Here is a 13,702-nt window from a genome sequence, read left to right as displayed (position 1 = left end):
TCGTCCTTGTCTGACCGGTGTGCGCCCCCGACGGCGCGCACGCGAACCCGGCAAGTTTATCGAATCGAAATCCTTGCGCGAGTTCCGCACTCGGACAGATCAGGCATCGACCCTACTGGTCGACCGTCCACTTCGGGTTTCCCGCGAGTTGTCTCGGGGGCTGCTCCCGAGCGCGAAGTAGCGCCATCCCGCGGCATTCCACTGCGCGCCGTCCAGGCAGCGTCTGCCGTCGACGATCACCCGCGACCGCACCACCTCGTCGAGGTCAGCGGGCACGAGGCGGCGGAACTCGTCCCACTCGGTGGCGAGCAGCACGGCGTCGGCGGCGCGACACGCCTCGGCCGCCGATGTCGCGTAGGTCAGGGTGGGGAACAGTCGCCGGGAGTTGTCCAGCGCCTTCGGGTCGTAGACGCTGACCGCGGCGCCGTGCAACTGCAGCATCCCGGCGACGTTGAGCGCCGGCGAATCGCGCACGTCGTCGGAGTCGGGTTTGAACGCCGCACCGAGGACGGCGATGTTGGCGCCGAGCAGTGAGCCGCCGACGGCGCGGGTGGCGAGTTCGACCATCTTGGTGCGCCGCCGCATGTTGATGCTGTCGACCTCCCGCAGGAACGTCAGCGCCTGGTCGGCCCCGAGCTCGCCGGCGCGGGCCATGAAGGCGCGGATGTCCTTGGGGAGGCAGCCGCCGCCGAACCCGAGGCCGGCGCCCAGGAAGCGGCGGCCGATCCGGGCGTCGTGGCCGAGCGCGTCGGCGAGCGCGCTGACGTCGGCACCGGTCGCCTCGCACACCTCGGAGATGGCGTTGATGAACGAGATCTTCGTCGCCAGAAAGGCATTCGCCGAGACCTTGACGAGTTCGGCGGTCGGCAGGTCGGTGAGCAGGAACGGCACCCCCGCCGCGATCAGGTCGGCGTAGAGCTCGCGCAGCAGCGCCTCGGCCCGCCCGGGACTGGTCGCGTCGACCCCGACGACGAGCCGGTCGGGCCGCAGCGTGTCCTCGACCGCATGACCCTCGCGCAGGAACTCCGGATTCCACGCCACCTCGACGCCCTCCCCGGCGGGCGCGAGTTCGACTGCCCGGCAACGCAGCTCGGCGGCCGTGCCGACCGGGACGGTGGACTTGCCGACGATCACCGACGGCCGGTCCAACAGCGGCGCCAGGGTGTCGAGGACCGCGTGCACGTGCCGCAGATCCGCCGCGTACTCCCCCTTCTTCTGCGGAGTGCCCACCCCCAGGAAGTGCACGTCCGCGAAGGCCGCCGCCTCCGGATACGACGTCGTGAACCGCAGCCGGCCCGCGTCGAGGTTGCGGCGCAGCACCTCACCGAGTCCGGGTTCGTAGAACGGGACCTCTCCCCCGGACAGTTTGGCGACCTTGCCGGGGTCGATGTCCACCCCGAGCACGTCGTGCCCCAACTCCGCCATGCACGCGGCATGCGTGGCGCCGAGGTAGCCGGTCCCGAACACGGTGCAGCGCATGACACCGTGATACGCGGCGCAGGTGAGCGCGACCGGTCCCGCTCGCGTGCGCTCGGACAACGGCAGGTGTACATCCGGTGCCGCCGCGACAGCAGTGTGCTGCGAAAGGCCTTCCGCCATACCGGACGAACGGCCGACAGCGCGCTACGGCGTCGGCGCCTTCACGAAGTTCAGGTACGCCTTCGACGGCGTCGGCCCACGCTGCCCCTGATACTTGGAGCCGACCGCGGCGCTGCCGTACGGGTTCTCCGCCGGACTCGTCAGCCGGAACAGGCACAGCTGCCCGATCTTCATCCCCGGCCACAGCGTGATCGGCAGATTCGCGACATTCGACAACTCGAGCGTGATGTGCCCGTTGAACCCCGGGTCGATGAACCCCGCCGTCGAATGCGTCAGCAACCCCAGACGCCCGAGGCTCGACTTGCCCTCCAGACGGCCCGCGAGGTCGTCGGGCAGCGAGCAGAACTCCAACGTCGACCCCAACACGAACTCCCCCGGATGCAGCACGAACGGCTCCCCGTCCGCCGGCTCCACCAGGCTCGTCAACTCGTCCTGCTGCTGCGCCGGATCGATGTGCGTGTACCGCGTGTTGTTGAACACCCGGAACAACCGATCCAAGCGGACGTCCACACTGGACGGCTGCACCATCGCATCGTCGTACGGATCGATGCCGAGGCGGCTGCTGGCAATAGCGGAACGGATGTCGCGGTCGGAAAGAAGCACGACCCACAGGGTAGACGCACGCCCATCGGAACGTCTGCTAGAGTAGCCGATCGCAGGGAGTTGCACCGTGAACACGGCGGTATAACCCCTGCATGCCGATGTAGTTCAATGGTAGAACATCAGCTTCCCAAGCTGAATACGCGGGTTCGATTCCCGTCATCGGCTCCACTCTCCATCTCTAGGGTGTTCACCCATTGAGGCCCGTTGTGTTCATCTATTGGAACCAACACCGAAACCGGATCCCGATTTCCGTCACACTGCGCCTGAATAAACAAACTCGGCAGATTCTCGGTCCAGATCGCGGCGCAATTCCCACACAAACTCGGTCGACTCCTCCGCTTCCGACACCTCTGGCCGAGCAAGTCCACCAGAAGGAAAACGCCCAGACCGTCGCCTCCGGGTCGGTGTGACCAAGAACCTCCACGAGGGGTGATCAGAAGTCACCCTTCAGTGTGATTTGGCGGCGAGTCGATCGGTGGCAGGCATTTCCGATGGGTTCAGCGCTAAGGTCACCTCGTGTCGATGGGTGGCGGAACGAACGCAGCATTCGGGTTCAATTACCAGTACATGACGACGGCGGAATGGCTTCTCCGTTTCCTTCATGAGCATCCGACGGAAGCCCCAAACGTTGCGCTACTCGTCGAGCCCGCACACCCCAACGCGGAGGGGAAGGACGACGACGTTATCGACTTCGCAATCGAGGTCGACGGAGTCGTCACCGAACGGATCCAGGTCAAGGGCTCCTTCGCCCCGTCGACCGCGAGAGCGATTGGGCTCCCTGACGCACGAAGGATCTTCTCGCGACTCGCCGGCGATGTCGAAACTGGGAGCCGACTGGTAATCGCAACGAACCGACTTCTGACGGCCTCGCTTACCGACGTGTGTGTCCGTCACCCCACCCGACCCGACTCCCGCACCGAATACGTCCTTCCCGAGAATGGATCCAGTGCGCACCCCGCGACAGAATCAATCGTTGTCGATTCACGGACCCCGGCCGAACTGCGCGCTGCGCTGGTTCAGGCCGTGCGAGACGTACGCCGTGACCAACTTCTTGGTCAAGGAGCAAAGTCAGCTGGACTCCTCGCCGCGGCATTGCTCATCGAGATCTTCGATTCCGCAGCAGACCTGCACGCCAGCCGAATCGCGGCCACTGAGGTGCTCTCTTTGCTCTGTCTGCCCGATCGATCCGTCGCTCACGCACTGAGGCACTTCGACTGGGGAACCCCGATGCTTGAAGTGCCCCAGATTGCCTCCATGGTTCCGAGACTTGATGTACTTCAATCAATCTCGCAGGTATTCGACGAAGCGACCGCGACCCGAAGGCCCGGAGTTGTGGTGTTGGAGGGTGAAACCGGCTTCGGCAAAAGCACAGTTGCTGCGGACTTCTGCCAGCTTCATCGGCACTTCTACGAGAATGTCTGCTGGATCGACTGCCGAGACCCGGGCCTCATCCACGCCCAAGCGAAGGATGTCGTTACACGGATGACGCCGGATGCCGAAATCGACAACGATGTCGTACCGTCGGCGTTTCGTACCGCCCTCGGAAAGATTGCCGGCCCGTTCGTCCTGGTCTTCGACGGAGCCGAGCGCCGCCTCGACGTTGAACCGTATCTCCCCACAAGCGGATGCGGACTGGTCATCGTCACAACCACAAACAGCACCGGATGGTGGGCCACGAGCCACCGCCTCGACATCGGTCCCCTCACCGACGACGAAGCCGTGGCCTGCTTCCAGGCTCATGCAGGGATCGGCCCTGGGGCTACCGACGACGTGGTGCTCGACATTGTCCACAGGCTTGGCAACATCGCGCTCGCAGTGAGCATGGCTGGCGTTCACTTTCGGAACTGCGGTGACGATCTCGCCGAGTTGGCGTCGGACTACTTCGACAGTCTCGCTGCGCTTGACGACTCGATGGCGATACCCGAAGGCTACTCACGAACCGCGTTTGCGGCTGTTCGCTTCGCAGTTGAGCAGATCGGCAAGGGAGCCGAGGGACGCGAGTCAATGGCCCTCCTGTACCACGCATCTTTCCTTGCGCCCGAGCGCATCCCAGTCAACCTCCTGATGCAGACCGTCGAGGAGACAACAACCGTTGATCTGTACCGACCACCGAAGCCTGCGGACGTAGATCGCGAGCGACGCAACACAGTAATCGCCAACATTCGGTCCAAGTCGCTGGCCCGACGGCATCGCTACGTCGATGGCCACGGAGCAACGAACCCGGCCAGTGACACCATCACAGTTCATCCATTGGTCCACGAGATCCTTCGAACCATCTACAGCCGAAGTGCCCCGGAAGGCGTGGTTGACGAACGACTTGTTGTTTTGATTACCCTGCTGTACGGCTGGACTCTGGAGTTCCGTGGCCGCGGCGACTACTTCCCACTGGAGCAATTGCACGCTCACGCGGACATGATCCTGCGGTTTGCCGACGAACTGCCCCGCCGCCGGCCACCTGCAGACACCGACATCTCGCGAATTCTCGGATATGCGCAGTTGTTTCTACGCTCGGAGATGGCTACTACCCTCGCGGGACGCGGTAATCACGAAGGGGGCGCGGAACTCGCGCAACAAGCCGTCGACGGCACCCCAGTCGACCCTGTACCCGATCTCGTCAGGGTCAGGCTGATACTCACCCTGACCCAGGCAACGATCGACGCCTGCGAAAGCCACGTCAATCACGACACGATCGTCGCACTCGCCGAACGACTGCTTCTCGAAGTCCAGAAGGTGGCAGCCAGGGAGGACGATGGCTTCGACAATGTTGTCCGCAACACCTCACCGGCTGCAGGTCTTCTCGCACACTACAACGGCGGAACGGACAACCGACTTGCCGCAGTCGCAGTTGGCTTAGCGCGAGCTGTGAACCAAACGTCAAGCCGCGACGACAGCAGCGGCCGCGTTCTCACGGAACTGGAGAAGTTGATCACGCGCGGCAAGTACCCGGAGGCATTCGCGATGATCCCCCGACTCACCGCCGCTTCGAGCAGCATCCACAATGCCGTCACGGTCACCTCATTTTCCGCAATCACCCTTCTTCATATGAATCGGGAAGGCGAAGCGCTCCCACACATCGATCGACTGCTCGACGCCGAGAGCACACGAAGGCTAGCGCTCCCCCATCTAAGGCTCGGGCTGCAACAAGTCGAGCAGGCGCTAATCGATACCCGCTCGCAATGGGGCTCGTTCGGGCCGACGCTCGAGCAGCGGCTCGCGTCAGTAGAGGAACTCCACAGGGAGCTCGGTCCGAGCAACGACATTCAGGAGTGATCGCAGATGCCACCCGGGACGGCCCTTCCACGGGCAGCGCCAACTCCTCCGCGCGTACTTCGCCCCGAATGAGGGGGTCACAGTTCGAGGCTGGAGTCCACCAACAGAAGGTGTGATTTCCATACACGCAAGAGTGTGATTACCGACCGGTTGAGCTAATCAGCAAGCTTGGCCCGCTTAACTGGACGGCATAGGTGAACACCTCTCTCTCTTCTCTCTCCACCTCACTCTCAAGCAAAAGCCCCGGCCAGATCGTTTTCTGGTCGGGGCTTTCGCAATTCTCGGGATCTCTGTACCTTCGTGGTACCTCCGGCCACCGAGAGGCAGGTGGGCTGTCGGACTGGATGTCTAACGTGTCACGCAGGCAGTTCGGACACAGGAGGCGTCGCAAACTTGAGCGAACATGAGCGGGCGTGGCAAGCAGAGTGGGCCGTCGAGCGCGAGCGGAGACTGGAGGCGCTCGACCTACTGCCCGGCAAGTATCATCATGAGCGCTTCGAGGCCTTAAACCGCACCTCTAGGCTATTCGGGACGAATGGTGCCGAACTCTCCAACCACATCTCACAATTCGTCGGCAGGCACCGGCACGTGAACGACCTAACCGACGAGTTCGGCCACGAGACGGTGCGCCTATTTCACAACTACATCGCCTCCGTCGCCACACTTAGAGATAGTCAGCGCACTACGCATCGGAAGATCTGGTCGGAAAGAATTCCCGAATCAGACCGAAGCAGCAAAGATGACAAGCGGACGACCTGGGAATTAAGCGTTTACGAACCCAAGGTCAAAGAGATGTTTGGCGACGACGACATCAAGTTTCTATTCGACCTTCGCAACTGCACACTTCATCACACAGTGCCGGTCATGGCGATCGGTACGACGCTAAGCCACCGGCCACCCGAGCCGCCTCGATGGACGAACACGGTGCAGCTGAAGCGCGCCGAGCTCGAAAAATTCTCCGGCTGGGGCGGTCCAGCCAAACGGTTCCTCAGGACACACAGCAAGGACGTCGAATTCCTCCCACTTCTTGAGAAGTACTCCACCCGAGCAAGGGCATTTTACGGCTGGTTCTGGGACCAGGTCAAAACCGCTGTAAGAGATGACGTTGACGAATACTTGGGCAAATGGGCCGAATATCGACTTTGGCTCAACGAAGTAATGGTTGAACCAGATTGGGGAATAGTCGACGGCGTCAGTGAACCAATTCCTGGCTCCATGCGCCGGAACCGTGCAGGAGCGCACCTGGAACGATGCGCTTTCGGAACGGCGGGCTGGCGGATGATCACCGTTGATCCCGAGTGCTCCGCGATTATCGGAGAATCCAACTGGGACGCCTTACCTGCGGTTGGGAAGTATCTGAGGAGGCCAAGCCCCGCACCTGAGCCGCCTGCCACCTCTACCCCAACCGGTCCCGCCTGATCGACACCACGTTTTGTCGGGCCGGGGCGGTGGGCGGGTGAGCGGCTGGCCCATCGCCCCGAGCGCGGTCATCGCGTCAGCGTGGTCGTCCTCGAACAGGTGCGCGTAGACGCTGAGCGTGGTGGTGACTTTGGCGTGGCCCATGAACCGCGCAAGCTCCAACGGCGGGATACCCGCTGAATCGCCTGTGAGTGTTGGTCGTCGCCGGCCACCGCCAACACTCACAGGCGGATCAATCCGTTACTGATGTACCGAAGAGCACGTCAGCGTCTCTCCAACACTCCTTCGCTTTGGCGGTCGACAACTGTTCCTCATCTTGGAACTCGGCGCGGGTCAGACGGCGTTTGCGGGCGCTCGCCGCGCTCTGCGCCAACATGAGCCGATCTGAATCAGACGTGGGATTGGCGAAGAACTTCCCATCCCTGAGTAGCGACGCAACACCATCAGGGTTAATGCCGAGATGCTCGGATATCTGACTTCTTGTCGCGCCGCCGGACTGAAGCTCGACGGCTCTGCGGCAACGTTCCAACCGATCAGCGCGGAGCTTCGTATTGGTGGGGTTCTGTCCATTGGCTTTCGCGCCGGGGGTTGGTTTCGTCCTCCGGATGGTGATGGCTGGACGGGGAGGAAGGGCTGCGCCTCGTGGCTGATCATCTTTCTGCGGAAGCCATTTAGCGAATATCGTGGGCAGGTTCGGCAAGTCGGAAACGGTCACCGTGACGATAGGGATCTGATGCTTGGCGGCCAGGGCAATCTTGCGCTGCGCCTTGTCCATGTACGCAGTGTTGGTGGTGAAGCCCAGGGCCTCAACGAAAGTGCCGTCGGCAAGTTTCCAGTCGGCACGATAGCCGTTGGGATTGATCTCGGGGTCGAACGGGTAGTGCGGTTCGGGTTGGTGCGGCACTCCATGGTCAAAGAAGAAGTCGTCAATCTGACGTTCCAGCAGGGAACGGCAGATGTGGCCGTCCTTAGCCATCACGGTGACACCTCGGCTTGTGCGCACACCGCCCGCGAGGAGCCCCGCTTGGCCGAGCCAATCCGCCCAGGAGTACACCTTTCGCTGCCCACCCGGGACGGCCTTACCGTGTCTCGCCGTCAGCATTCGACAGAGCATCAACAGGTCGGCATGGGGTCCGTCCGTCGGCATCGCGCGGAGTTGATCCCGCGCCGGAGCACCGCCGAACTCGAGCGCTGCAAGCTGCTTCAGCGACCACAGGACGGCCGGAGCCCAAGGTTCGTCGAACCCGCGATCAGCGAAAAGGCCAGTGGATGCGTCGCCGACGCAGTCGAGGCAGTAGGGCAAAGGTTCCGCGTAGGGGTTCAGGGCTTCGCCGCACAGTCGACAGGGTGGGGCGTCCGGATTAGGGTCGTCGGCCGGTCGCTGATCGAAGAGGCCGGGTGGCAATTGTGGGTCATCAGGAGGGAACTGATCCACTGGCCTGGCGAACAGTATCGTCTGACTGATCTGCGTATTGCGTGACTGGATATCTTGTTTCGCGCGCCAACCTGACTCGATGTGCTCCGCCCATTCCGCGGGAATTAGTGCCCGCGCCTCGGGCCGCAACATCCTGGCGGCCTGCGGAGACTCCAGTCGCGCGATCAGGTCCTGGCCGAAGAACTGACCGGGATCGCGAGGATGAGGGCGGAGTACCACCTTTTCTGAAACATGACCGGCGCGGCGAAGGAGTCCTTGGATCGGCGTCTCTAGTTCCACCGCAAAGAGGTGCAGTTCTTTGTCATGAACGTCGAAGCTGGCGAGTATCGGTTCGACGTTCATTCCCGCGATCCTGCCGATCCACACGACGTGAATCCACCCGTCCGAATCGCGGTGCAGCGACGCGTTCAACCATCCGGGCGTCGGGTCAAACGGAGGATCGAATCCTTCCCGATCGAGCGCCTCAATCACTGCGGGCCGGTCGAATTCGTTTCCGACCACGACGAGGTCCGGTCTTGTCAGAACCACGCCAATACAGCCACCGTTCTCGTCGACGACCTTCGTCGCGAAGTTCCTCTGTCTGAGTACTTCGAGGGCGCCATGACGGTTGCTGTTCGAATGAGTGACCACCTCGCCGGCCAGACGCTCGACGAGTTCAGTGCGCAAGTCCTGGAGCCAGCGAGCCTTAGGTGTGAGCGGCTTGGCCAGCTGCGCCCGTATCGCGCGGTCTCGGCCTTGAGCTGCGAGCGTGGCGGATTCGTTCGTTTCGTGCTCGGAGAGGAACGCGCGGATCGCCGCGCCCATGATCCGGGCACCCGGAAGATCGAGGCGGAACTCCGGGAGCCGATAGTCGATGTCCCAGCCTTCCTCGTCATCGGAGCACCGATAGCGTTCTATGTCGGCGGGGTCAGTATCGCGCGACATGGTGGCGGTGAAGTGCACCTCCCCGCCCGCTGAGAGCGCTGCGAGTCGGGCAACGAGATCCTTGCGGCGGCCGCTGGCTATGCCCCAGTATTCGATAGTGTTTCGGTACAGGTAGCCGAGACATCGGTCTTCTTCGTCTCCGCCCATCGACTTCGGGAGTGCGATGGACACAGCGTCGCTGTCGTATGGGTTGTCTGGCCGCGGTATCAACACAAACGGGACGGAAATACTTCCCACACGTTTGCCGCTCGCAGCGAAGGCGGCATCCGCGAAGTCCACCAAACGACGGTCGTAAATGCCCTCGCCATCGTCGTCTGTGATCCACGCCCACGAAACACCATCCGGATTGAGGTCGCCGGCTGGCGGAAGAGTGACGGTCGTACCGTCCCATTCGATCGCGTAGCCCGTCACACTCCCCCCTGTACGATCCCGGTGTTCTCGGCGCGCCGGTTCAGATCGAGAGTCAGTGATAGCAGTGAACTCCGCGGCGTCGCGCGCGATATCGTTATGCTCAGCAACCACCGAAGAGATCTTGGCCGTGTGGGCCGGGAACTCTTCACTGGCGAAGTAGCGCTCCTTCGGGATGTGCCTGACTAGCCGGTACAGGAGATAGCTGATTCCCGCGACGAGGACGACCAGTCCAAGAGCCTTCATCGATGCAAGCGCGACGGCGTAGAGCGCTAGCACCACTGAGGCTACGATCCACACCCGCGCACCGTGCCCACTCCGTTGCCACATTTCCTGCCTCCAGTTCAAACGGGAAGCACGAACACGCCCCGATATCGGGGAGTATGCCCGGCGCAACCGACGGGGATCCCCTCGCACTAGGTCGGCGTCATCCGAACGCACGACGATCTGCTATCGCGTGGACGGGATCACCCCGGGTCTCAAGAACTGACGCCCGTCCAACTCACCTTTGGCGTGAATCGTCCGGGGTTGATGCCGCCTCGTCCTTGAGGAACCTGTCTGGCTCGCAAGGTGTGATCTGACGACCCCTCGAGGTGTGATTACCGGCTGGTCAGCTCAGCCACTACGCCACCAACGCATCACAACCCGCAATAGGTGAACACCCCTCCACAAGAAACCGGCTATGAACTGCCGGAATCCTTCTCCACCACCCTCACCGCGAACGCGGCTGTAGCCACAACTGTAGCCAAGCGATTCCGGGTACTTTCAGCTCGCGGAGCAGCGCCATCCCCAGCGCGCCGATCGCGGTCCCCACCATGCCGAGGTGGTTGACGACCGTCTGCTCACCCTTCAGAAATAAGTCGACCCGCCCCCACTGCGAATGAGGGCGGGTCGTTCGATCTCCAAGCTCCGGGAGACTTCCGTGAGCATACGTGTCATGACGTGGGTTATCGACTCTGCGCCAGTTCAAGATTCGACCCAGACCCTCGTCCTCCTCTGTCTCGCCGACTGGGCCGACGACAGCGGCCTGTGCTGGCCGTCCATCGACTCCGTCGCCCGCCGGGCCCGCTGCAGCGAGTCGACCGCCCGCCGCGCGATCCGCGCACTCGAAAACGTCCGGGCTCGTGATCCGCGAGTCCGCTTCGACCGGCCGCGACGAACCGGTACCCCATCATCCAGACGAACCCGGTCATGGTGACCGGGGTCGGGTCTGCAACCCTGGCACCTGTGACCGCCAACCCTGGCGTCGGTGACACCCGAACCGTCATTGATCCCCCAAGAACCCCCAGCAGCAGCGCGCGAGGTGTCCACCGAGTTCGGACACGAGACCGCTTCGCGGCTCGCCGAACTCGAAGTCGCTTCGCGCCGAGCAGGACTGACAGCACGCTTCGCCGGGATGTCCGCCGATCAGCGAGAGACGGCTGACGCGCTGGTCGTGCTGCACGGCGTCGACGCTCTGGTCCACGAAGCGCTCCGGCGGCACAGGCCCGCCGACCCGGCGCGGTTCGCGTCGGCGTGGATCAAGGCATGGCTCGACCTCCCCGCCCCGACACCCGCCGCCGCGGCGCTGTGCGGCCGCTGCGATCAGGGCTGGCTCGACGAGGACATGGACGGCCGTGGGGTGAAGTGCCCGTGCCACAGCGCTCGAGCGACGGTGACCGCATGAGCATCGCGGAGCAACTCGACCAGGTCCTCGTTGCGGCGCAGGCCCGCCTGACCGCCGAGCTGCACACCAACGACCCCGCATCCAAACGCGGCACGCGCCTACGCCCGCAACCTCTGGGCGCTCGAGGACGACGTCCGCGCGCTCGCGACCCGCATTCAACTCGAAGGAGACCAGCAGTGACCCGCTTCGCCGCCGCCACCTACCTGATCGCTGCGCTCGCGTTCGCCCTCTCGTACTCGGCGCTCGCCGAGCTGGCCGGCCAGCCGGATACAGCCCGTCGATGGCGCACGCGTGGTCGCTGCTCGCCGCGTCGAGCGCGGTGTCGATCGTCGCGGGCGCCGCGGCGCACCTCCTGCCCCCGGGCCCGCTTCCCGCGTGGGCTGGCGCATCCGTCGCGATCATCCCGCCACTGTGCCTGCTCGTCGCGCCCTCGAACTCATCGAGTCCGGGGATGTCGAACCGCGCCGCCGCCGCAGCACTCGGCACCAGCGAGGCCAGCGTGCGGTGATGGCCCGCCGCCGACACAGCACCCGCACTCACAACCGTCAGCGCGACAGGATGACGCGCCACGGTCGCGTCCGTCGTTCGACTGACAGCATCTTTGGCTGATCGGGGTAGCGCGCGGCCCCGAAGCCCCGCCGTCCGGCGGATTGCCCTCGGGGTCACTTCTCGCATCCGCGAATGATGAGCTGGCACAAACGGTATCAGGTGCCCGATCCACCGAAAGTGCCGTCGATCGTCCGAATGACAGCGGCGGGGGGCTTCCCAGGCTGAAACAAGACCGACAGGTACCCTGCATAGGTTTTATCTGGTCTACTTCTACGCATGAGACTTCAAATCGCCGCTGCCGCAACGCCTAAGCTTGCCGCTGCCGCAGCATTCGCAGCAATTCCTCTGATCGCAATGACCGGCACCGCATCTGCCGTCACCACCCATCAGTACGACAACGTCAAGTACGTGTTCTGTGCCGATACCCCCGGAGCAACCAACGAGGTGTCCTACTACGACAGCTACGGCCGTCGTGAACAGATCAACGTCTCACTTCCCGAGGCCGTGGGCGGCTCTCGGCACTGCGGCAGCCTCAGCTACACCGAGTACGAGAAGTACGGCAGCTACGTCGGCTCGTCCATCAGCAACACTGCCGCGCCCTACGTCTACTGCTCGATTTGGGTGAACGGTGTCAAGGTTGCCGAGTCCGAGGATTACAGCAACTACGGCTATTCCTCGGCCTTCTGCTGACCGGGCCCAGAAATGACGAAACGCCCCCACCCTGGTTCGGGTGCGGGCGTTGGAGTCACCAGGAGGACAGTGCCGCCCTCTTCCAGGTGTTGGTGGCGACGCAGACGTCTAGGGCATGTCTGACAATCGGCGGGTCCAGGCGATCACGGCGTGCAGGACCACCGCTGCCCGGTAGACGATGGCGAGTTTGTCGTAGCGAGTGGCCAGACCGCGCCACTGCTTGAGGTGGCAGAACCGGCGTTCGACGACGTTGCGGCCGCGGTAGTCGACCGGGTCGAACGCTGGTGGCCAGCCACCGCGCGAGCCGCGGCGACGACGGTGCCCGGCCTGATCGGACGGTTCGGAGATGACCGCGCCGATACCGCGCCGGCGCAGCAATTCTCGGTTGGCGCGGGAGGAGTACGCCTTGTCGCCACGAACCCGGTCCGGACGAGTGCGTGGCCGTCCACCTCCGACGCGAGGAACCCTCAGTTGATCGAGCAGATGCGGGAAGGCCGGGCAATCGCCGGACTGGCCGGGCGAGACGAGCACCACCAGTGGCAGTCCGTGGCCGTCGACGAAGTGATGAATCTTCGTCGACAGCCCACCGCGGGAGCGGCCGATCGCGTGGTCAGGCGGCTCGATCCGCGGATTCGTGTAATTCGACCCATCCCCCTGTGTGGCGGGTGACGTTCGTGGCGTGCTGATGAGCACGCGCGATGGTCGAATCCACCGACACCGCCCAGTCGATCATCCCGGTTGCATCGGCGACGGCGAGCAGACGTTGAAGGACCCGGTCCCACGTGCCGTCACCGGCGAGGCGGCGGTGCCAGGTCCAGATCGTCTGCCACGAACCGAACACCTCCGGCACGTCCCGCCAGGCAATCCCACACCGATACCGGTACACGATGCCCTCGACCATCGACCGCGCATCGGAGAACGGGCGCCCCCGCCGCCCCGTCCGTACCGGCAACAAATCCGAAATCGACTCCCACTGCTCATCCGACAACACCTGAAACCGCGTCACCCGAACAGCCTCACACGCAACGGTTCACATGTTTGTCAGACACGCCCTAGTAGGACTTTGTTAGGTGGGGAAGGTGTGGTGGCAGGTCGGGCAGGTCCCGATCCAATAGGCCAGTGCGCGTTGGAGTTTGCGT

The 13,702-nt window shown here is 63.5% G+C and carries 10 protein-coding genes and 1 tRNA gene; 7 read left to right on the top strand and 4 right to left on the bottom strand.

Annotation, left to right across the window (positions count from 1 at the left end; all coding sequences use genetic code 11):
* Positions 1-99 precede the first annotated feature (99 nt).
* Positions 100-1,479: a UDP-glucose dehydrogenase family protein gene (locus tag ACFYVR_RS21825; RefSeq protein ID WP_387477047.1), complete on the bottom strand. Its 1,380-nt coding sequence runs from the start codon at positions 1,477-1,479 to the stop codon at positions 100-102.
* Between the two features lie 144 nt (positions 1,480-1,623).
* Positions 1,624-2,202 (bottom strand): dCTP deaminase, encoded by a 579-nt coding sequence (gene dcd / locus ACFYVR_RS21820; protein WP_387477045.1) that lies wholly within the window; start codon positions 2,200-2,202, stop codon positions 1,624-1,626.
* Positions 2,203-2,296: 94 nt separating this feature from the next.
* Here dcd and ACFYVR_RS21815 point away from each other — a divergent pair.
* From ACFYVR_RS21815 to ACFYVR_RS21805, 3 genes are all read left to right on the top strand, one after another.
* Positions 2,297-2,370 (top strand) — tRNA-Gly (locus tag ACFYVR_RS21815).
* A gap of 348 nt (positions 2,371-2,718) precedes the next feature.
* Complete coding sequence (locus ACFYVR_RS21810) at positions 2,719-5,472, top strand: ATP-binding protein (RefSeq protein WP_387477043.1); 2,754 nt, start codon at positions 2,719-2,721, stop codon at positions 5,470-5,472.
* Between the two features lie 393 nt (positions 5,473-5,865).
* Positions 5,866-6,891 (top strand): hypothetical protein, encoded by a 1,026-nt coding sequence (locus ACFYVR_RS21805; protein ID WP_387477042.1) that lies wholly within the window; start codon positions 5,866-5,868, stop codon positions 6,889-6,891.
* A gap of 232 nt (positions 6,892-7,123) precedes the next feature.
* Here the strand turns inward: ACFYVR_RS21805 and ACFYVR_RS21800 are convergent, their stop codons facing one another.
* Positions 7,124-9,940 (bottom strand): hypothetical protein, encoded by a 2,817-nt coding sequence (locus ACFYVR_RS21800; protein ID WP_387477040.1) that lies wholly within the window; start codon positions 9,938-9,940, stop codon positions 7,124-7,126.
* Positions 9,941-10,538: 598 nt separating this feature from the next.
* Between ACFYVR_RS21800 and ACFYVR_RS21795 the strand changes: the two genes are divergently transcribed.
* From ACFYVR_RS21795 to ACFYVR_RS21780, 4 genes are all read left to right on the top strand, one after another.
* Positions 10,539-10,856, top strand: coding sequence for a helix-turn-helix domain-containing protein (locus ACFYVR_RS21795; protein WP_387477038.1), 318 nt, complete (start codon positions 10,539-10,541; stop codon positions 10,854-10,856).
* A gap of 198 nt (positions 10,857-11,054) precedes the next feature.
* Positions 11,055-11,324, top strand: a complete 270-nt coding sequence (locus tag ACFYVR_RS21790; protein WP_387477036.1) for a hypothetical protein — start codon at positions 11,055-11,057, stop codon at positions 11,322-11,324.
* A gap of 280 nt (positions 11,325-11,604) precedes the next feature.
* Positions 11,605-11,832 (top strand): hypothetical protein, encoded by a 228-nt coding sequence (locus ACFYVR_RS21785; RefSeq protein ID WP_387477034.1) that lies wholly within the window; start codon positions 11,605-11,607, stop codon positions 11,830-11,832.
* A gap of 317 nt (positions 11,833-12,149) precedes the next feature.
* On the top strand, positions 12,150-12,563 hold the full coding sequence (locus ACFYVR_RS21780; protein ID WP_387477032.1) for a hypothetical protein: 414 nt from the start codon (positions 12,150-12,152) through the stop codon (positions 12,561-12,563).
* Between the two features lie 108 nt (positions 12,564-12,671).
* Here ACFYVR_RS21780 and ACFYVR_RS21775 read toward each other — a convergent pair.
* A protein-coding gene (locus tag ACFYVR_RS21775) for an IS5 family transposase (RefSeq protein ID WP_387477162.1) occupies positions 12,672-13,554 on the bottom strand; the annotation gives its coding sequence in 2 pieces (ribosomal slippage) (positions 12,672-13,224 and positions 13,223-13,554; 885 coding nt in all).
* Positions 13,555-13,702 lie beyond the last annotated feature (148 nt).

It is taken from the genome of Rhodococcus sp. NPDC003318 (genome assembly GCF_042879035.1).
In the GTDB taxonomy this organism is placed as follows: domain Bacteria; phylum Actinomycetota; class Actinomycetes; order Mycobacteriales; family Mycobacteriaceae; genus Rhodococcus_G.
Note: the sequence above shows the minus strand (reverse complement) of the source record. Positions and strands in the feature narration are given on the sequence as shown.

Excerpts from the sequence above, each read along its gene's own strand:
- ACFYVR_RS21825 (WP_387477047.1), bottom strand. The coding sequence starts at position 1,479 with ATGCGCTGCACCGTGTTCGGGACCGGCTACCTCGGCGCCACGCATGCC.
- ACFYVR_RS21795 (WP_387477038.1), top strand. The coding sequence starts at position 10,539 with ATGAGGGCGGGTCGTTCGATCTCCAAGCTCCGGGAGACTTCCGTGAGC.
- ACFYVR_RS21790 (WP_387477036.1), top strand. The coding sequence starts at position 11,055 with ATGTCCGCCGATCAGCGAGAGACGGCTGACGCGCTGGTCGTGCTGCAC.
- ACFYVR_RS21785 (WP_387477034.1), top strand. The coding sequence starts at position 11,605 with ATGGCGCACGCGTGGTCGCTGCTCGCCGCGTCGAGCGCGGTGTCGATC.
- ACFYVR_RS21780 (WP_387477032.1), top strand. The coding sequence starts at position 12,150 with ATGAGACTTCAAATCGCCGCTGCCGCAACGCCTAAGCTTGCCGCTGCC.